General features: G+C 54.4%; 14 protein-coding genes and 2 pseudogenes. 14 read left to right on the forward strand and 2 right to left on the reverse strand.

Annotated elements, in window-relative coordinates; genetic code table 11:
• Window positions 1–16 precede the first annotated feature (16 nt).
• The 14 genes and pseudogenes from hycA (at window position 17) to gbpA (ending at window position 16127) form a co-directional block, all read left to right on the forward strand.
• Window positions 17–472: a formate hydrogenlyase regulator HycA gene (gene hycA, locus AB1E22_RS08555; protein WP_367594946.1), complete on the forward strand. Its 456-nt coding sequence runs from the start codon at window positions 17–19 to the stop codon at window positions 470–472.
• A gap of 84 nt (window positions 473–556) precedes the next feature.
• Window positions 557–1162 (forward strand): 4Fe-4S dicluster domain-containing protein, encoded by a 606-nt coding sequence (locus AB1E22_RS08560; protein WP_367594947.1) that lies wholly within the window; start codon window positions 557–559, stop codon window positions 1160–1162.
• Complete coding sequence (gene hycC, locus AB1E22_RS08565) at window positions 1159–2967, forward strand: formate hydrogenlyase subunit 3 (protein WP_367594948.1); 1809 nt, start codon at window positions 1159–1161, stop codon at window positions 2965–2967. The genes AB1E22_RS08560 and hycC overlap by 4 nt, the downstream gene beginning before the upstream one ends.
• Before the next feature lie 10 nt (window positions 2968–2977).
• A complete protein-coding gene (locus AB1E22_RS08570; RefSeq protein ID WP_367594949.1) occupies window positions 2978–3904 on the forward strand; it encodes a respiratory chain complex I subunit 1 family protein in 927 nt (308 codons plus the stop codon).
• Window positions 3905–3921: 17 nt separating this feature from the next.
• Window positions 3922–5631 (forward strand): hydrogenase large subunit, encoded by a 1710-nt coding sequence (locus AB1E22_RS08575; protein WP_367594950.1) that lies wholly within the window; start codon window positions 3922–3924, stop codon window positions 5629–5631.
• A 132-nt stretch (window positions 5632–5763) separates the two neighbouring features.
• Window positions 5764–6306: a formate hydrogenlyase complex iron-sulfur subunit gene (locus tag AB1E22_RS08580; RefSeq protein WP_367594951.1), complete on the forward strand. Its 543-nt coding sequence runs from the start codon at window positions 5764–5766 to the stop codon at window positions 6304–6306.
• Window positions 6306–7070, forward strand: coding sequence for an NADH-quinone oxidoreductase subunit B family protein (locus AB1E22_RS08585; RefSeq protein WP_367594952.1), 765 nt, complete (start codon window positions 6306–6308; stop codon window positions 7068–7070). The genes AB1E22_RS08580 and AB1E22_RS08585 overlap by 1 nt, the downstream gene beginning before the upstream one ends.
• Window positions 7070–7459 (forward strand): annotated as a pseudogene (locus AB1E22_RS08590) (formate hydrogenlyase maturation HycH family protein); the annotation flags it as partial. The gene AB1E22_RS08585 and the pseudogene AB1E22_RS08590, both read left to right, overlap by 1 nt.
• 144 nt (window positions 7460–7603) lie before the next feature.
• Window positions 7604–8071: pseudogene (hycI, locus tag AB1E22_RS08595) on the forward strand (hydrogenase maturation peptidase HycI); the annotation flags it as partial.
• A 259-nt stretch (window positions 8072–8330) separates the two neighbouring features.
• A complete protein-coding gene (gene hydN / locus AB1E22_RS08600) occupies window positions 8331–8876 on the forward strand; it encodes an electron transport protein HydN (RefSeq protein WP_367594953.1) in 546 nt (181 codons plus the stop codon).
• A 37-nt stretch (window positions 8877–8913) separates the two neighbouring features.
• Complete coding sequence (gene fdhF / locus AB1E22_RS08605) at window positions 8914–11064, forward strand: formate dehydrogenase subunit alpha (RefSeq protein ID WP_367594954.1); 2151 nt, start codon at window positions 8914–8916, stop codon at window positions 11062–11064.
• 153 nt (window positions 11065–11217) lie between these two features.
• Window positions 11218–13458 carry a carbamoyltransferase HypF gene (gene hypF / locus AB1E22_RS08610; RefSeq protein ID WP_437178409.1) on the forward strand — a complete coding sequence of 747 codons (2241 nt, stop codon included), beginning with the start codon at window positions 11218–11220 and terminating at the stop codon, window positions 13456–13458.
• Window positions 13459–13462: 4 nt separating this feature from the next.
• Window positions 13463–14488: a HoxN/HupN/NixA family nickel/cobalt transporter gene (locus tag AB1E22_RS08615; protein ID WP_367597348.1), complete on the forward strand. Its 1026-nt coding sequence runs from the start codon at window positions 13463–13465 to the stop codon at window positions 14486–14488.
• A gap of 220 nt (window positions 14489–14708) precedes the next feature.
• Window positions 14709–16127 carry an N-acetylglucosamine-binding protein GbpA gene (gene gbpA, locus AB1E22_RS08620; protein ID WP_367594956.1) on the forward strand — a complete coding sequence of 473 codons (1419 nt, stop codon included), beginning with the start codon at window positions 14709–14711 and terminating at the stop codon, window positions 16125–16127.
• A 142-nt stretch (window positions 16128–16269) separates the two neighbouring features.
• On the opposite strand, the gene avtA is transcribed toward gbpA, so the two are convergent.
• Both avtA and AB1E22_RS08630 read right to left on the reverse strand, forming a co-directional pair.
• Window positions 16270–17523 (reverse strand): valine--pyruvate transaminase, encoded by a 1254-nt coding sequence (gene avtA, locus AB1E22_RS08625; RefSeq protein ID WP_367594957.1) that lies wholly within the window; start codon window positions 17521–17523, stop codon window positions 16270–16272.
• A 183-nt stretch (window positions 17524–17706) separates the two neighbouring features.
• Window positions 17707–19725: an alpha-amylase gene (locus AB1E22_RS08630; protein WP_367594958.1), complete on the reverse strand. Its 2019-nt coding sequence runs from the start codon at window positions 19723–19725 to the stop codon at window positions 17707–17709.
• Between the last annotated feature and the right edge of the window lie 178 nt (window positions 19726–19903).

A 19903-nucleotide genomic window follows, 5' to 3' on the forward strand; every position in this document is an offset into this window, starting at 1 on the left:
ACAGAGTGATTTAATAATGAACATTTGGGAATTGAGCGAAAAAGCCGAATACATTGCCGACAAGCACCAGCGCTTGCTCTCGCAGTGGCAACACTACTGCAATACCCTCATTCAGGGCATTACCCTTTCTAAGGCAAAACTGCATCACGCCGTGGGCTGCAATCCCGATGACTCCCTGCGCTTCTTCTTATTCGATCATTTCGTCATCCACGTGACGCTGGCTGAAGGCTTCAATAGCCACACCATCGAATACTACGTAGAGAAGCGTAACGGCGAAGATAGAGTCTTGATTGCACAAGCAATGCTTGATGACGAAGGCCGCGTAGACAACAGCATCAGCAACCGTAGCCGCGAAAACGTTCTTGAGCATTATCTCGAAAAAATTCGCCCGGTTTACGAAAACCTGTACAGCGCCGTTCACACCGATACCCCGGTATCGATGGGTCAACTGCAGCAAAACACCCAGGCCTGACACTATGTTGGGTGTCGAAAACTGTCGAAATGGCAGTCGTCGGCACAATTTCGTCAAAAATGATGACATGCCCAAGGAACAATTGTGAATCGCTTTATAATCGCCGACTCCAAACTCTGCATGGGTTGCCATACCTGTGAGGCGGCCTGCTCTGAAACGCACCGTCTACACGGCTTGCAATCGATGCCACGCCTGAAAGTGATGCGTGATGCTAATGATTCCGCGCCGCAAATGTGCCACCACTGTGAAGATGCGCCTTGCGCGGGTGTTTGCCCTGCCAACGCCATCACGCGTGTTGATGGTGCGGTGCAGCTTAATGAAAGCCTGTGCGTAAGTTGCAAACTGTGTGGCATCGCCTGCCCATTTGGTTCTATTGAATTCTCCGGCAGCCGCCCGATTCATATTCCTGCCAATGCTAACAGCCCGAAAGCCCCCGCGGCACCTCCCGCACCTGCACGCGTCAGCTCGCTGATCGACTGGGTACCGGGCGTTCGCGCCATCGCCGTGAAATGCGATCTATGCAGCTTTGATGAAAACGGCCCGGCGTGCGTGCGCACCTGCCCAACCAAAGCGCTGCGTGTGGTTGATAACAATGACATTGCTAAATCAAGCCGTCGCAAACGTGAGCTGACCCTGAGCGCAACGCTTGGCGATCTCACGATGTTTACCCAGCCTGAGGTGAAAAAATGAGTGCTTTTATCCTGATTCATTGGGCGCTGATGGGTTTTGTGCTGAGTGCAGTCCTGGCGGGCGTCACGGCATTTAATAAGCTGCTTAGCGGTTTTATTGCCGGGCTTGGCGGCGCAATCAGCTCGGTGCTGGTTCTGATTGCCGGTTTCGATGCGCTGACCGGTTTTGGCGGTATGGCACAAGTCTGGCACCTGCATTTACAGCTCAACGCGTTTAACGGCGTGTGGCTGATAACCCTGGGCCTGCCTGGCCTGTTTATCTCTCTGTTTAATATCGACTGGCATCGCCATGAAGGCGTAAAAGCCAATGGCCTGCTGGTAAACCTGGTGATGGCGGCAGCGGTGGCTGCGCTGGTGGCTGATAACCTCGGCATGCTCGTTGTGCTGGCGGAGATCGTCGCCCTGAGCGGCTACTTCCTGACAGGCTGCCAGAAATCCGGGCAACTGTGGTTCGCGCTGGGCCGTCTTGGCACCGTGCTGCTCGCCGTGGCGTGCTGGTTATTGTGGAAACAGTACGGCTCTCTGAGCTATGCCGAATTACACCTGCTGACTAACGGCGCGCCGATTAGCTCTGTCGTCTGGCTGCTGGGTTTGGTGGGTTTCGGTTTGCTGGCGGGCATTATTCCTCTGCACGGCTGGGTTCCGCAGGCACATGCCAACGCATCGGCTCCGGCTGCGGCGCTGTTCTCCGCTGTGGTGCTGAAAATTGGCCTGTACGGCATCATGAGTTTCTCCCTGATCAGCAACGCAATGCCGCTATGGTGGGGCGTTCTGGTGGTGATTCTGGGGATGATCACGGCGTTTATCGGCGGCCTTTACGCGCTGATGGAGCACAACATCAACCGCCTGCTCGCCTACCACTCTCTGGAAAACATCGGCATTATTCTGCTCGGTCTGGGCTGCGGCCTGATGGGGCTTGCGCTGAATGAACCTACTCTGATTGCGCTCGGTATGATTGGCGGCCTGTACCACCTGTTCAACCATAGCGTGTTCAAAACTACGCTGTTCCTTGGCGCGGGCGCGGTATGGTTCCGCACCGGTCATCGCGACATCGAAAAACTGGGCGGAATTGGCAAGCGTATGCCGCTGATCTCTATCGCCATGCTGGTCGGGTTAATGGCCATGGCCGCCCTGCCGCCGCTGAACGGTTTTGCAGGCGAATGGGTGATTTACCAGTCGTTCTTCCATCTCGGCACTTTGCCGCTGTTTATCGCCCGCTTCCTGGGGCCACTGCTGGCCGTGGGCCTGGCGATTACCGGTGCGCTGGCGGTGATGTGTATGGCGAAGGTTTATGGCGTCACATTCCTCGGTGCGCCTCGCACACCGGAAGCTGAAAACGCCACGTCCGCGCCATTCCTGATGAGCCTGTCTGTGGCAGCCCTTGCCGCATGCTGTGTCATTGCGGGTGTCGCCGCGCCGTGGCTCATTCCGCTTTTGCACAACGCGATTCCTATGCCGCTGCAAACCGCCAACACCACCGTTTCACAACCGATGATCACCCTGCTGCTGATTGCCAGCCCGCTGCTGCCATTCATTCTGATGGTGATTTTCCGTGGCGATCGCCTGCCAAACCGCACGCGCGGCACGGCCTGGGTCTGCGGTTACGACCACGAACAAGCGATGGTGATTACTGCGGGTGGTTTTGCTCAACCAGTAAAAGCGGCCTTCGCGCCACTGCTGAAACTGCGCAAAACCCTGAACCCGGTGAAATGGGTGCCTGGCTGGCAGTGTGATTGCCTGGCCGGGACGTTCCGTCGCCTGGCGATGATTGAACTGGCCGTGTTGCTGGTTGCGGTTTGCGCTTGAGGAGCCTGAGATGAATACCGTTTTCTTATCCCTGATTCAGGCGCTGGTGCTGTTCGCCGTTGCGCCGTTGTTATCCGGCATTACCCGCGTCACTCGCGCCCGCATGCACAATCGCCGCGGGCCTGGCGTGATGCAGGAATATCGCGATCTGTTCAAATTACTGAGCCGCCAGAGCGTGGCACCTGCCGCCTCCGGCTGGGTGTTCCGCCTGATGCCGTTTGTGATGGTTGGCGTAATGCTAACGATTGCCACCGCACTACCGGTAGTGACGCTCTGGTCACCGCTGCCGCAGCTTGGGGATTTAATCACCCTGATTTATCTGTTCGCCATCGCCCGTTTCTTCTTCGCGATTGCAGGCCTGGATACCGGCAGCCCGTTTACGGCTATCGGCGCAAGCCGTGAAGCCATGCTCGGTGTGTTAGTTGAGCCGATTTTGATTCTCGGCCTGTGGGTTGCCGCACAGGTGGCGGGCAGCACACACATCAGCAATATCGCTTCCACGATTTACCACTGGCCAACGGCACAGAGCTTAACGCTAATTCTGGCACTCGCCGCCTGCGCTTTCGCCACGTTTATCGAGATGGGCAAACTGCCCTTCGACCTCGCAGAAGCCGAGCAAGAGCTGCAGGAAGGCCCGCTGACCGAATACAGCGGCGCGGGTTTTGCGGTGCTGAAATGGGGGATTTCCCTCAAGCAACTGGTGGTGCTGCAAATGTTCGTTGGCGTGTTCCTGCCGTGGGGCCAGATGAGTGAATTTAGCTGGGGCGGCTTAGGTTTAGCGCTGGTTCTGGCGGCAGTGAAACTGGTGCTCGGCGTGCTGATCATCGCACTGTTTGAGAACAGCATGGCGCGCTTGCGGATGCTGGAAACCTCAACGGTAACCTGGGCCGGTTTTGGCTTTGCCTTTTTAGCCTTCGTCTCCTTGCTGGCGGCGTGATTTAAGAGAATTTATCTATGTCTGAAGAAAAGATTGGTCAACATTATATCGCCGCGCTGCATAAGCAATTCCCGCATGCGGTTATCGACGAAGCCTGGCAGACCAAAGACCAAATCACCGTCAATGTGAAGCTCAACATGCTGCCAGAAGTGGTGGAGTGGCTTTACTACCAGCAAGGTGGCTGGTTATCCGTATTGTTCGGGAACGATGAGCGCCAACTGTGCGGCAGCTACGCCGTTTACTACGTGCTTTCCATGGAGAGCGGCGTGAAATGCTGGATCACCGTGCGCGTAGAAGTGGACGCTGATAAACCAGAATTCCCGTCCGTGACACCGCGCGTGCCAGCCGCCGTTTGGGGCGAGCGTGAAGTGCGTGATATGTACGGCCTGCAACCTGTTGGCCTGCCGGATGAACGCCGTTTAGTACTGCCCGATGACTGGCCAGACGATCTCTATCCGCTGCGTAAAGACAGCATGGATTATCGCCAGCGTCCGGCCCCTACCAGCGACCAGGAAACGTATCAGTTCATCAACGAACTGGGCAGCAAGAAAAACAATGTGGTGCCGATTGGCCCACTGCACGTCACTTCTGACGAACCGGGCCACTTCCGCCTGTTCGTCGATGGCGAAAACATTATCGACGCCGATTACCGCCTGTTCTACGTCCACCGTGGCATGGAAAAACTGGCGGAAACCCGCATGGGCTATAACGAAGTTACCTTCCTGTCTGACCGCGTGTGTGGCATCTGTGGTTTCGCCCACAGCACCGCCTACACCACATCGGTTGAGAATGCGATGGGCATCGTGGTGCCGGAACGCGCCCAGATGATCCGCGCCATTTTGCTGGAAGTGGAACGTCTGCACAGCCACCTGCTGAACCTCGGCCTGGCCTGCCACTTTGTTGGCTTCGACTCAGGCTTCATGCAGTTCTTCCGCGTGCGTGAGATGTCCATGAAAATGGCGGAAATCCTCACCGGCGCGCGTAAAACTTACGGCCTGAACCTGATCGGCGGGATTCGTCGCGATCTGCTCAAAGACGACATGATCCAGACCCGCCAGCTTGCCCAGCAGATGCGCCGCGAAGTGAAAGATCTGGTCGATATTCTGATGAGCACGCCAAACATCGAGCAGCGTACCGTCGGCATTGGCCGCCTCGACCCACAAATCGCCCGCGATTTCAGTAACGTTGGCCCGATGGTTCGCGCCAGCGGTCACGCCCGCGACACCCGCGCCGATCACCCGTTTGTCGGTTACGGCCTGCTGCCAATGGAAGTGCATAGCGAAACCGGCTGCGACGTGCTGTCACGCCTGAAAGTGCGTATCAACGAAGTCTATACCGCGCTGAATATGATTGATTTTGGTCTGGATAACTTGCCTGGCGGCCCGCTGGCCGTTGACGGATTTACCTATATTCCAAACCGCTTCGCGCTTGGTTTCTCTGAAGCTCCGCGCGGGGATGATATTCACTGGTCAATGACCGGCGATAACCAGAAGTTGTACCGCTGGCGCTGCCGTGCGGCGACCTACGCCAACTGGCCAACGCTGCGTTACATGCTGCGCGGTAACACCGTTTCTGATGCGCCGCTGATCATCGGCAGCCTCGACCCTTGCTACTCCTGCACCGACCGCATGACGGTGGTTGATGTGCGCAAGCGCAAGACCAAAGTGGTGCCGTACAAAGAGCTTGAGCGTTACAGCATTGAACGCACTAATTCGCCGCTGAAATGATTTTGATGCCTTCCCGCCGGCTTATGTCGGGTGGCGCAGGGCTTACCCGACCTACCACTTTTGCGCGTAGGTCGGATAAGCGAAGCACCATCCGACGCGAAAACGGCCGGGAGACAAAGCAAAGGAACGACCATGTTTAATTTCATCAAAAAAGCCATTAAAGGCGGCGTGGCCACCGAGTCGTACCCGCTCCAACCGATTGCCGTGGACCCCAATTTCCGTGGCAAACCGGAACACAATCCGCAGCAGTGTATCGGCTGCGCCGCGTGCGTTAACGCCTGCCCGTCCAACGCATTAAGCGTGGAAACCGACCTGGTGGCCGGGCAACTGGCGTGGACCTTCAATCTGGGGCGCTGCATTTTCTGCGCACGCTGCGAAGAAGTCTGCCCAACGGCGGCCATCAAGCTTTCTCAGGAATATGAGCTGGCCGTCTGGAACAAAGCAGATTTCCTGCAACAGGCGCGTTTTGACCTGTGCAACTGCCGCCAGTGCAAACGGCCTTTTGCGGTGCAAAAAGAGATTGATTACGCCATTGCTCTGCTTGAGCACAACGGCGACAAACTTGCCGAAGCGCACCGCACGACTTTTGAAACCTGCCCGGAATGCAAGCGCCAGCAAAGCCTGGTCTCTTCCGACCGAATCGACCTTAGCCGCCAGATAAGAGAGGCCAGCTAATGAGTAATTTACTCGGCCCACGTGACGATAAAGGCATGCCCGTGCCAATGACGGTGGATGAATCCATCGCCGCCATGAAAACGTCGCTGCTGAAAAAAATTAAACGCTCTGCATATGTTTATCGCGTTGACTGCGGAGGCTGTAACGGCTGCGAAATTGAAATTTTCGCCACCCTTTCGCCACTTTTCGATGCAGAACGCTTCGGGATTAAAGTGGTTCCATCGCCACGCCATGCGGATATTTTACTGTTCACGGGCGCAGTGACGCGAGCCATGCGCTCCCCTGCGCTGCGTGCCTGGGAATCCGCGCCGGACCCTAAAATCTGCATCTCTTACGGCGCGTGCGGTAACAGCGGCGGCATCTTCCACGACCTGTATTGCGTCTGGGGCGGCACCGACAAAATCGTTCCTGTCGATGTCTATATTCCTGGCTGCCCGCCAACGCCTGCGGCAACGCTGTACGGTTTTGCCATGGCGCTGGGGCTGCTGGAGCAAAAAATCCACGCCCGCGAAGCCAGTGAATTGGACGCGCAACCGGCGCAAATTCTGCATCCGGATATGGTTCAACCGCTGCGTGTGCGAATCGATCGCGAAGCGCGTCGTCTGGCAGGCTACCGCTATGGCCGTCAAATTGCTGACAGCTATATGGAAAACCTCACCGCCGGTGGCGGCAGCGTTCAGCAGTGGCTGGCCCACGAGAACGATCCACGTCTGACGGAAATTGTCGGCAACCTTGAAGCACTGGTGAAGCAGGAGCGCGTGTAATGAGCGAGTCGGTGGTGTTTTGCCAGCTTAGCCGTAAGTTTGTCGATGAAAACGACAACACACCGAGTGATGCACAGCAGGTGGTCTATTACAGCCTGGCAATCGGCCATCATCTCGGCGTTATCGACTGCCTGAAAGAGAACCTGGTTTGTTCCTTTGAGCCTTACAAAGCGTGGATTGCCACGCTTGAAGAAGGCAGCGAAGCGCGACGCAAAATGGAAGGGGTGCCGCGTTACGGTGAAATTGTTATCGATCAAAGCCATGTAGTTTTGCTGGCAAAAGCGTTTGATGCCGCAAAACCAACGCAAACCGAGCAGCAGCAAAAGTGGAGTCAGGAATTGCTCGACATGCTGCAAGCGATTCAACAAGAACCCGCCATCTATTTGATGGTGCGCAGGCGCTATGACCTCGACCAAAATAATTCGAGTTGCAGTCAGGCGGCAACTGAGCAAGTCCCCGAGAGCATAGATAACTCTGCGACCGGGGCGAGCGAAAGCAGCCAACGCGACTGCGGCTCGAAGAATGAAGGTCGTAACGTTTTACTTTGTGTCGGCAACAGCATGATGGGCGACGATGGCGCAGGCCCATTGCTGGCCGAAAAGTGCCTGGCCGCCCCACAAGGCGACTGGGTGGTTATCGACGGCGGCACCGCACCTGAAAATGACGTGGTGGCCATTCGTGAATTGCGCCCGGAACGTTTGCTGCTGGTCGATGCTACGGACATGGGTCTTAACCCCGGCGAAATCCGCATTATTGACCCGGATGACATCGCCGAAATGTTTATGATGACCACCCACAATATGCCGCTTAACTATCTGATCGATCAGTTGAAGGATGATATTGGCGAAGTGATTTTCCTCGGCATTCAGCCTGATATCGTCGGGTTTTACTACCCAATGACCGATGCCGTGAAAGCGGCGGTTGAGACGGTGTATCAGCGTCTGGCTGGCTGGGAAGGCAACGGCGGTTTTGCGGAGCTGGAAGCGCCTGAGTTTGAGTGATGTTCATCGGATGACGCTGCGCTTATCCGACCTACGAATATAAGCATCAGGTAGGTCGGATAAGGCGCCAGCCGCCAGCCGACCTAATTCCCTCCCCCTTTGTCATCTGCCCAAATGACATCGTCAAATGTGTCGATGTCACTGTCATCCCGCCCCGGATCAATACCTAAGCCCTTGAATCACGCTACTTTGAAAGTTGGCACACTTTATGTATGTCTATGGTCGACGTATAAATAAAACACTCTTTCAGGAGTTCATGATGAACCGCTTCATCATTGCTGATTCCAGCAAATGTATTGGCTGTCGCACTTGCGAAGTGGCCTGTGTCGTGTCCCACCAGGAAGCGCAGGATTGTGCGGCATTAACCCCACAGACCTTTCTTCCGCGTATTCATGTGATTAAAGGCGTCAATGTTTCCACCGCGACGATGTGCCGCCAGTGCGAAGACGCACCTTGCGCCAACGTCTGCCCGAACGGGGCGATTAGCCGCGAGCATGGTTTTGTGAACGTGATGCAAGAACGTTGCATCGGCTGCAAAACCTGCGTGGTTGCCTGCCCGTATGGCGCAATGGAAGTGGTTGTTCGTCCGGTTGTTCGCAACAGCGGCGCGGGTCTTAATGTGATTGCAGAAAAAGCAGAAGCCAATAAATGCGACCTCTGCCACACCCGCGCAGAAGGCCCTGCCTGCATGGAAGCCTGCCCAACCAACGCCATTATCTGCGTTGATCGCAATAAACTTGAGCAAATGAGTGCCGAAAAACGCCGCCGCGCGGCGTTCGATGCCACTTCATCCCTGATTTTCTAATTTAACTGCATTTCAACTTTTAACAGGTCTGTTACTGATGAAAAAAATTACCAGCGTCTGCCCTTACTGTGGCGCAGGCTGCAAACTGAAATTGGTTGTTGAGAAGAACAAAATTATCCGCGCCGAAGCGGCTGATGGCGTGACAAACCAGAACGAACTCTGCCTGAAAGGTTATTACGGCTGGGATTTCCTCAACGATACCAAGCTGCTCACACCGCGTCTGACGCAGCCGATGATTCGTTACGAAAAAGGCGGCAAACTCCAGCCGGTAAGCTGGGAGGAAGCGATCAGCTATACCGCCAAACGCCTGAAAGCGATTAAAGAGCAGCACGGCCCGCGTTCAATTATGACCACGGGTTCGTCACGCGGAACCGGTAACGAAACTAACTATGTGATGCAGAAGTTTGCACGCGGCGTTCTGAACACCAACAACGTTGACTGCTGCGCGCGCGTTTGCCACGGGCCATCGGTTGCCGGTTTGCAGGTGACCCTGGGTAATGGCGCGATGAGTAACTCCATCGGCGATATAGAAAACTCAAAATGCCTGTTGGTGTTTGGCTATAACTGCGCCGATTCGCACCCGATCGTGGCGCGTCGTGTGATTAAAGCCAAAGAAAATGGCGCGAAAATCATTGTTTGCGATCCACGCCGCATCGAAACCGCTCGCATTGCCGACCAGCATCTGCAACTGAAAAACGGCTGCAATATGGCGCTGGTTAACGCCTTCGGTTATGTGCTGCTCGAAGAGAATCTTTACGATAAAGAGTACGTTGCGAAATTCACTGAAGGGCTGGACGCTTACCGCGAAGTCGTCAAAGGCTATGCGCCGGAAGATGTTGAACATCTGACCGGCGTCCCGGCACAACAGGTTCGCCAGGCGATGCGCACCTTTGCCGCAGCCCCTTCCGCCACCATTATGTGGGGCATGGGTGTCACACAATTTGGTCAGGCGGTGGATGTCGTCAAAGGGCTTTCAAGCCTTGCGTTGTTGACCGGAAACCTGGGCCGTGAACACGTCGGCGTTGGCCCGGTGCGTGGGCAGAACAACGTACAGGGCGCGTGTGATATGGGCGTACTGCCAAACCAGTTCCCTGGCTATCAAGATGTGGTAGACCCGGAAGTGCGCGCGAAATTCGCCAAAGCCTGGGGCATTAACGTCGATGATATGGACGATAAAGTGGGCGTGCGTATTACCGAAGTCCCGCATATGGCTATCCACGGCGAGATGAAAGCCTACTACATCATGGGCGAAGATCCGTTGCAGACCGAAGCTGACCTGGGCCTGGTGCGCAAAGGTTTCGAGGCGCTCGATTTTGTGGTGGTGCAAGACATCTTCATGACCAAAACCGCTGAAGTGGCCGATGTGATTTTACCTGCCACCTCCTGGGGCGAACACGGCGGCGTGTTTACCTGCGCTGACCGCGGTTTCCAGCGCTTTGAAAAAGCCATCGAACCGAAATACAACGTCAAACGTGACTGGGAAATTATCAGCCTGATCGCCACCGAGATGGGCTACCCAATGCACTACGACAACAACCAGCAAATCTGGGACGAACTGCGCGAGCTTTGCCCGCTGTTCTACGGCGTGACCTACGAGAAAATGGGCGATATGGGCCATGTGCAGTGGCCGTGCCCGACGCTTGATCACCCCGGTACACCTTATCTCTACAAAGACAGTAAGTTCGATACGCCAACCGGCAAAGGTCAGTTGTTTGCCGCGCAGTGGCGTGCACCTGCTGAAACACCGGATGCCGAATATCCGCTGGTGCTGTGCACCGTGCGCGAAGTGGGCCACTACTCTTGCCGCTCAATGACCGGCAACTGTGCGGCGCTGCAAACTCTGGCAGATGAACCGGGTTTTGTGCAGATGAACCCGGCAGATGCGGAACAGCTCGGCATTAAAGATAAGCAGCTGGTGTGGGTCAGTTCACGTCGCGGCAAAGTGATCAGCCGTGCAGAAGTGAACGAGCGCATCAACCTGGGTTCGGTGTACATGACGTATCAATGGTGGATTGGGGCGTGTAACGAGCTGACACAAGACAACCTCGACCCGATTTCCAAAACGCCGGAAACCAAATATTGCGCGGTTAATGTGAGCGGTATTGCCGACCAGGCGTGGGCGGAAAATTATGCGCAGACGACTTATAGCGATATGAAGGCGAGATTGCGTGAGGCGGTAGAAGTTTAAAACCAGACCCCCTCCCAGCCTCCCCCTTGCCAGGGGGAGGAGCTAAAGACGGTAAGCCCCCTCACTTGCCAGGGGGAGGAGTTAATTGCTCCCTCCCCTGGCAAGGGGAGGGTTGGGGTGGGGTCAACGTGTTCCACACTTAATGCAGGATAAATTGTGAAATTTAACGGCGTGATACTGCGCATTCGCGGCAAAGTTCAGGGCGTAGGCTTCCGGCCTTTCGTCTGGCAACTGGCACAACAACTCAACCTTACCGGCGACGTATGCAACGACGGCGCGGGGGTGGTGGTGCGCCTGACTTCAAATGCCGATGCGTTTATCCGCCTGCTTCACGCGAACTGCCCGCCGTTGGCACGCATAGACAGCATTGAACACGCAACAATCCTCTGGGATACACTCCCTCAAGATTTCTCCATTCGCCATAGCGCCAGCAGCACGATGGACACGCAAATCGTCCCCGACGCCGCAACCTGCCCGGACTGCCTGCGTGAATTGAACGATCCTGACGATCGCCGCTATCGCTATCCGTTTATCAATTGCACCCACTGCGGCCCACGCTTCACGATCATCAATGCGATGCCGTATGACCGGCCAAACACGGTGATGTCGGCCTTTCCGCTCTGCCCGGCCTGTGAAAAAGAGTATCGCAACCCGATGGACCGGCGTTTTCACGCACAGCCTGTCGCTTGCCCGGAATGCGGGCCGCAAATTACCTGGCAATGTGGCGAGCAGATTCTTGAGCGTGAAGAGGCTTTGCAGGCGGCGGTCGCTGCGTTAAAAGCTGGAAAAACCGTCGCAATAAAAGGGCTGGGCGGGTTCCATCTGGCGGTGGATGCACGTAACGATGCCGCTGTTTCCCGTTTACGTGAACGCAAGCATCGCCCGACCAAACCGCTGGCGGTAATGCTGCCAGACTCAAACGCTTTACCTGAAGATGTAACGGCACAACTCCACACGCCAGCGGCACCGATTGTGCTTATGGCTAAGTCAGCTTTGACGGAATTAAGTCCGTTTATTGCGCCTGGTTTGAACGAAGTCGGCGTGATGCTTCCCGCCAACCCATTACAGCATCTTTTAATGCAGGATTTTGGTGGGCCGTTGGTCATGACCTCCGGAAATTTAAATGGCAAACCGCCTGCGATCGCCAATCAACAAGCGCTCGATGAACTGGCCGGCATTGCCGACGGGTGGCTGCTGCATAACCGCGATATTATTCAGCGCATGGATGACTCGGTGGTACGCGCCAGTGGCGAAGTGCTACGCCGCGCCAGAGGATTTGTACCTGATGCCCTGCCCCTGCCTCCGGGTTTTGATGCGCTACCGCCGATTTTCGCCGTGGGTGCCGACCTGAAAAATACCTTCTGTTTGCTACGCGGAAACCAGGCTGTCCTCAGCCAGCATCTGGGGGATCTCGCTGAAGAGGGCGTTGAAGAGCAGTGGCAAAAAGCACGAGCGCTGATGTGCGAAGCCTACGATTTTAAACCGCAGTTAGTTGCGGTGGATGCACACCCCGGTTACCACAGTACGCGCCTCGGGCGCGAAATGAATTTCCCCGTGAGTGAAGTTTTGCACCACCACGCCCATGCGGTGGCATGCCTTGCTGAACACGGCTGGCCGCTTGACGGCGGCGATGTGATTGCGCTGACGCTGGATGGCATCGGCTATGGCGAGAACGACCAGCTTTGGGGCGGCGAATGCCTGCGGGTGAACTATCGGGATTGCGAACATCTCGGCGGTTTACCTGCGGTGGCGCTACCGGGTGGCGATCTCGCCGCTCGCCAGCCATGGCGTAATTTGCTTGCCCATTGCGAGGCGTTTGTTCCTGCCTGGCAACAGCATCCTGAAACTGCGGTAGTGCAGACACAAAACTGGCAACTGCTGGCGACGGCTATTGCGCGTGGAATTAACGCCCCCATTGCCTCCTCCGCAGGCCGTTTATTTGATGCCGCCGCAGCAGCGCTAGGCTGCATCCCGCTGCAACAAAGCTATGAAGGGGAAGCGGCCTGTTGTTTTGAAGCGCTGGCGTCACAAAGTGGCGAGCGCTCACACCCTGTCTCGCTACCGGTCATCGCAGGCAAACTGGATTTAGCCACGTTCTGGCAGCAATGGTTAAACTGGCATGAAAGCGCCCCTGCCCGCGCCTGGGCATTTCATGATGCGCTGGCTAAGGGCTTCGCCGATTTGGCCCGGATATATGCGCGTAAGTTTGCGCTTAATACCATCGTGTTCAGCGGTGGCGTATTGCATAACCAACTGATGCGCGAGCGATTCTCGCATCACCTCGCAGATTTCACTCTGCTCTTCCCGACACGGTTACCTGCCGGTGACGGTGCCCTTGCATTGGGCCAGGCTCTTGTTGCCGCCGCCCGCTCCACCCTTCCTTCACAAGGATAAAATGATGTTATTGCGTGTTCTTCGTGACAATCCACGCGCCGCTGTGTTGCTAGCGGCTTTAGTCGCAGCCAATCTTGCCGCGTGGGCATGGGCGCTGGTTTCATTTCACCACAGCACCGCGCTGATGGCGGCGAGTCTGCTGGCCTGGTGTTACGGCCTGCGCCACGCGGTGGATGCCGACCACATTGCAGCGATTGATAACGTGACGCGCAAAATGATGCAGCAGGGGAAACGCCCGTTTGGAATTGGCGCGTGGTTCTCCCTCGGCCATTCCAGCATTGTGGTGCTGGCTTCGGTGGCAATCGCTGCGACAGCCGCCGCTTTTCAAAGTGATATGGATTGGTTCCATGACGTTGGCGGCGTAATCGGCACCGCCGTTTCAGCCTGTTTCCTGCTGGCCATGGCGCTGGTTAACCTGATTATTTTACGTGGCGTATGGCGCAACTTCCGCCAGCTAAAACGCGGCGAATCGCTTTCTGCCGAGGCGACCGATTTCAACGGCGGCGGCGTGATGAGCTGGTTATTCCGCTCCACATTTCGGCTTATCGGCAAAAGCTGGCATATGTATTTGGTCGGTTTTTTATTTGGTTTAGGTTTTGATACCGCAACAGAAATTGGCGTGTTGGGCATTTCTGCCGCCAGCGCATCCAGTGGAATGTCGATTTGGTCGATTCTGGTGTTCCCGGCGCTGTTTGCCAGCGGCATGGCGCTGATTGACACCCTCGACAACGTGATTATGGTTGGCGCGTACGGTTGGGCGTTCAGCAAGCCACAGCGCAAACTCTATTACAACATGACGATTACCGGCACATCCGTTGTGGTGGCGTTGTTTATTGGCGGAATGGAAGCGTTAGGTTTGCTGGCGGATAAATTCGACTTGCATAGCGGCCTGTGGAAATGGGTCGATGCGCTCAATGAAAATCTGGGCAACGCGGGCTTTATCGTGGTTGGGCTGTTTATCGCCTGCTGGGGTATTTCGATGCTGAACTATCGCCTGAAAGGTTATGACACCTTACCCGTTATTCACTGATCGAGGGGCAAGATATATTCTTGCCCAAAACCTCTTAATATATACCAATTATTAAAATTGGATTTTATTAGCCCTTAAATATCACCACACCCCACTCCCGCACAAACATAATAGATTGCTCACTCTCTCAATATTGATTAGATTGTGCAGCCGGAATTTCGGCTTCGATTCGTCTTATTTAAATTAATCATTTATATTATATATAATATTGAGGGCATACATGAAATTACGTAATTGCGTTATTTCTTCTATTATATTGGTTTCACCAATATATTCATGGGCACACGGTTATATTTCATCCCCGGAAAGCCGTGTTTATAGCTGCAACTTAAACCATAATTCCGGCTGTGGCTCCGCACAATATGAACCGCAGAGCCTGGAAGCAACGAGCGGATTTCCGACCAGCGGTCCCGCTGACGGCAGCCTCGCCAGCGCCGGGCACAGCAACTTCTCGAACATGGACGAGCAGACCGCTGGCCGTTGGGCAAAACAGCCAATGAGCGCGGGCCAGCATAACTTTGTCTGGACGCATACCGCCCCGCATCGCACCACAAACTGGCGCTACTACATCACCAAACAGGACTGGTCCCCTAACCAGCCGCTCTCCCGCGCAGCCTTTGAAAGCAAGCCGTTCTGCCAGTACGAAGGCAATGGCCAGGCACCGAACGCCACGGTCACACATAGCTGTAACGTCCCTTCCCGTACCGGCTATCAGGTCATTTATGGCGTATGGGAAATCGCAGATACTTCTAACAGCTTCTATCAGGTCATTGACGTCGATTTCGGCGGTGGTAGCGATGTGGTGGTGGATCAGTGGAGTAAACAAGTTGGTCAGATTCAGCCACGCGAAGATCTGAACACCGGTGATAAAGTGATTGCCCGTTTATTCAACAATACGACTGAACTTACCTCTCAAAATATTACCTGGACGGTGCCAAACGCAACGCAGGGAAAAGCCAGCAACTGGGGTTATAATTTCGCCAGCCAAATTAATAATACGAATAATACTTTACGCGCGGGCGTGAAAGATGGTGCGGGAAATATTTCTCCAGCTTATGGAGATAACAATATTTATACCGCTGCAAATAGTAATTTAAGCCGGGTTGAAATTGAGATTCAGCAGCAGGCACCGGTTAATGTGAATAGCTTCACGCTGTCTAACCTCAATCCGAATTATGACGCAGCTCGTAAAACGCTTAATCTGAAATATGATGTGGCGGTGAAGGGATCGTTAGATTTGACGATGAGCGTTTTTGGATCAGATAACAGCCAGAAAGCACAGCAGAAGGCCTCAGTAACAAACAAAACCGTGACCTATACGCTTCCTGTAAGCAATGTCTCGCCGGGGAATTACACGCTGGTAGTCGTAGCAAAAGACGCGGCCGGCACACTGTCACAGCAAAGCCAGGCATTTAGCCTCACTGACAGCGCCGCAAGCGGTGAATATGACTACGTGTTCCCGCAGGGCCTGGCTAACTACAAAGCCGGTACCCGCGTTTTGCAACCTAAGGATAAAAAGGTTTATCAGTGCCGTCCGCTGCCATATGCAGGCTACTGCAAGCAGTGGTCGAAAAGCGCATTTGGCTATGAGCCTGGCTATGGTTTCGCATGGGAACAGGCCTGGACCCTGGCTAAGTAATTTTAAAGCGGGAGGATTCTCCCGCTTGAGATGATTTGGTTAGGTTAGTTTGTGGCGGGTGGCGCTTCACTTACCCGCCCTACTTCTTACTTCTTACTTCTTACTTCTTACTTCTTACTTCTTACTTCTTACTTCTTACTTCTTACTGCGCTTCAGCCCACGCGCGTTCAATCTCTTCGGCAAGAATCTTCACACCCGCTTCGATTTTTTCCGGCTCCGGCACGTAGTTCATACGCATGCACTGGTGCGTGTGCGGCCACGGTTTATCAAGGCCCGGGAAGAAGTAGTCGCCAGGCACCATCAATACGCCACGTTTTTTCAGGCGCTGGTAGAGCAATTCCGTTGAGATCGGTAAGTCTTTGAACCATAGCCAGAGGAAAATTGCCCCTTCCGGTTTATGGATCAAGCAGCGTTCTGGCGATAAATAGCGGCGAATAATCGCAATTGTGTCCTGAACACGCTGGTAATAGAACGGTTTGATAACCGTTTCAGACAGGCGCAGCAAATCATTACGTTTAATCATTTCGCAGGCCATTGCCGGGCCAATACCACCCGGTGCCAGGCTGATTATCCCGTTCATATTGCTGATTGCCGAGATGATTTTTTCATTGGCGATGATGATACCGCAGCGGCTGCCCGGTAAACCCAGCTTCGACAGACTCATGCAAAGAATGATATTCGGATTCCACAGCGGGCGCGCTTCGCTGAAAATAATGCCCGGGAACGGGACGCCATAAGCGTTATCAATCACCAGCGGAATGCCATGCTGATGTGCCAGCGCGTCGAGCTTAATCAGCTCTTCATCGGTGATGACGTTGCCTGTCGGGTTGGTTGGGCGCGACACGCAAATCATCCCGGTATCCGGGCCAATGTGCAGATGCTCAAAATCTACGTGGTACTTGAACTGGCCTTCCGGCAGCAATTCGATATTCGGTCGCGTTGAGACAAACAGATCTTCTTCAAGGCCAGAATCGGCATAGCCGATGTATTCCGGGGCCAGTGGGAAAAGTACCTTTTTAGTACTGCCATCCGCGTAACGCCCCGCGAACAGGTTAAACAAGTAGAAAAACGCGCTCTGACTGCCGTTTGTCAGTGCAATATTCTGTGGTGCAATATCCCAACCTAATTCGGTGCGCAGCATATCCGCCAGCGCGTCCAGTAGCTCACTTTTCCCCTGCGGGCCGTCGTAATTGCAGAGTGCGTCGGCCATTTTCCCGTTTGCCAGCATGTCGGCCAGGAGATCCTGGAAGTAGTCATTCATCGCTGGAATTTGCGCAGGATTACCGCCGCCGAGCATGATCGCTCCAGGCGTGCGTAGACCGTCGTTGAGGTCCTCCATCAGGCGGGTAATGCCTGCATGGCGGGTAAATTTGTCGCCGAAAAGTGAAAACGTCATAACGTAGATCTGTCTTTGACTATCAAAAGAGGCTAACCATAACGCCGGAGAAGACGCGGTGCAAACGCATTAAGGATAGTCTCTGATGGGTATTGTGCTGCAGATTTTTGGTTAGACAGTGAATTGTATTGATGGAAGCTACTCTCACCCTGAGGGTGAGAGTATCCAGCGCTAAACCACTATCTACTGCTCTCCCGCCCACACCACCATTACTTTGTCATCACCCGACACACGGCTAAATCCGTAGCCCTGCTTCATACTGAGCGTGTTCTGCTGACCCGCGCCTATTGCCGGATGGCGAGCGCGGAATTGGCTAATTTTCTGCCAGTGGGAAAGCGTTGCTACGTTTTGCCCCCAGTTCATATCCGAACGGGTTCCCTGGAGCGGGTCAGAACCGGTTGGGCCAAACGGGCGTTCCGTCTCATCTCCATAGAAAATCTGTACCGCACCTGGTGCCAACAGTAATAGCTCCGCCGCACGCTGGCCCCCTTCACGGAACAGGCGGGTATCATGGGAAGATAGGTAGCTAAGAACGTTGAAATCCTGCAATTTGGTCGCCATTTGCTGCCAGGTGAGATCCATATTCGCCAGGCAATCCACCGCTTTAGCCGCTTGTTCCTGATAATCAAAATTGATCATCGCATCAAAGCCACTGGCGTAATAATCACTTTTCATCACACCGTGCCCCCAGGATTCACCGGTCATCCAGAACGGCGTATCATCCAGCTTCTTGTCTGGATTGGCTTTTTTCCATTCGGCCAGGGCGCTCACAGACTGCTCTTTGAGCTGCTGCCAGCTCGCTTTCTCCACATGTTTTGCGGTATCAACCCTAAATCCATCGATGCCATAATCGCGCACCCATTGGCTTAGCCAATGGGTCAGGTAATCTCGCACGGTGTAGTCTGCAACCTCTTTGGCGTGGGTGTCAGGTTTATGGCGATAAAAAATTGGCAATCCCGCCGATTGGGTGGATTCCGTTTTTAAATCCGGCAGGAAGGCCAGCGACATCGTTAGATCATCAAAACCTGGATTGTCGTAATTGCCAATGTCGGTGCGAATCCAGTTTTTACCCCACCAGTTTTGCCACGCGGTTTGATCGCTGAAATTGATATAATCATTAAAGCTATGCCAGCTTTGACCTGGGCCTGGTTTCCAGTCCGTCCAGCGCTTGCCAAGCGTTTTAGTGAGTTCATCCCCTTTGAGATACAACGCGCCAAATTGGTATTCCTGCATATCCGCAAGCGTGGCGTAACCGGCGTGGTTCATTACGATGTCGAACAAAATGCGGATGCCGCGTTTGTGGGCTTCATCCACAAGCCGGCGCAATTCGTCCTCGGTGCCCATATTGGCGTCGAGTTTCGTCCAGTCCATGGTGTAGTAGCCGTGATAGGCGTAATGCGGGAAATCCCCTTTCGTGCCGCCTCCGACCCAGCCGTGAATTTGTTCCAGCGGGGAGCTAATCCATAAAGCATTCACGCCCAACTGTTGCAGGTAGTCCAGCTTTTGGGTTAAACCCGCGAGGTCACCGCCGTGAAAAGTAGCGATCTCTTGCATACCGTCTTTGTGGCGACCATAACTGTTGTCGTTTTGCGGGTTACCGTTTTCGAAGCGGTCCGTCAGCACAAAATAGACCGTGGCGTTGTGCCAGCTAAACGGAGCTGTCTGTTGGGTGCTGGTCGACTCCAGCAATAACAGGCCGTTGCTGTTCGCCGCAGGCATCAGGGTAATGTTGCCCTGCGTGACCGTAGCCGTCGCACCGCTGTAGAAATCACGCACCTCGCTTCCTTCAGGGAAGGTTTTACTGACATCTACGGTTAACGGTTTGCCATCCCATTTCGGGCATTGCCGGGTCACATCCACCGGCGCCGCTTGCGCCTCGCTGTTCACGCTCAGGCTAAGGGTAGGAGTGCCGCTGCGTGTATCAATTTGCACCCGATACTCACCTTCACGGAATAAACGCCAGACAGGCGCGTCTCCTTCGCAGGGTTTTAACGAAAGCACCTGATTTAATTTGATAGCCTCTGCCGGCTGCCAGCAGGTTTTATCTAATTTGAGACTTAGCGGAAGCGTGCCTTTCGCAAGTTTTGCGTCACTAATAAATAAGCCTGGATTTTGCTCTTTAAACGCTGGCAAACCGGGAGCCGTCCAGGTGGCGTGTGCAAGACCTGGAAGCAGAAGAAATAGCAGAGGGATTGTTTTCATAGGGGTTTACCCGCGATTATGTTTTATACAGTGTGGCACTGTTTTAAATAGTGGAGTTCATCCCCGAAACGGGATAGATGGGGAGGAGATATCAGGGTGAGTGACGGCGTTATCAATTCGATAAATTATGCGATAACCATCGCATAATACGACACTTTTTATCGTCATAAGAAGATCG

Source organism: Buttiauxella gaviniae, assembly GCF_040786275.1.
GTDB classification, from domain to species: domain Bacteria; phylum Pseudomonadota; class Gammaproteobacteria; order Enterobacterales; family Enterobacteriaceae; genus Buttiauxella; species Buttiauxella gaviniae_A.

Excerpts from the sequence above, each read along its gene's own strand:
- hycA (WP_367594946.1), top strand. The coding sequence starts at position 17 with ATGAACATTTGGGAATTGAGCGAAAAAGCCGAATACATTGCCGACAAG.
- hycC (WP_367594948.1), top strand. The coding sequence starts at position 1,159 with ATGAGTGCTTTTATCCTGATTCATTGGGCGCTGATGGGTTTTGTGCTG.
- AB1E22_RS08570 (WP_367594949.1), top strand. The coding sequence starts at position 2,978 with ATGAATACCGTTTTCTTATCCCTGATTCAGGCGCTGGTGCTGTTCGCC.
- AB1E22_RS08575 (WP_367594950.1), top strand. The coding sequence starts at position 3,922 with ATGTCTGAAGAAAAGATTGGTCAACATTATATCGCCGCGCTGCATAAG.
- AB1E22_RS08580 (WP_367594951.1), top strand. The coding sequence starts at position 5,764 with ATGTTTAATTTCATCAAAAAAGCCATTAAAGGCGGCGTGGCCACCGAG.
- AB1E22_RS08585 (WP_367594952.1), top strand. The coding sequence starts at position 6,306 with ATGAGTAATTTACTCGGCCCACGTGACGATAAAGGCATGCCCGTGCCA.
- hydN (WP_367594953.1), top strand. The coding sequence starts at position 8,331 with ATGAACCGCTTCATCATTGCTGATTCCAGCAAATGTATTGGCTGTCGC.
- fdhF (WP_367594954.1), top strand. The coding sequence starts at position 8,914 with ATGAAAAAAATTACCAGCGTCTGCCCTTACTGTGGCGCAGGCTGCAAA.
- AB1E22_RS08615 (WP_367597348.1), top strand. The coding sequence starts at position 13,463 with ATGTTATTGCGTGTTCTTCGTGACAATCCACGCGCCGCTGTGTTGCTA.
- gbpA (WP_367594956.1), top strand. The coding sequence starts at position 14,709 with ATGAAATTACGTAATTGCGTTATTTCTTCTATTATATTGGTTTCACCA.
- avtA (WP_367594957.1), bottom strand. The coding sequence starts at position 17,523 with ATGACGTTTTCACTTTTCGGCGACAAATTTACCCGCCATGCAGGCATT.
- AB1E22_RS08630 (WP_367594958.1), bottom strand. The coding sequence starts at position 19,725 with ATGAAAACAATCCCTCTGCTATTTCTTCTGCTTCCAGGTCTTGCACAC.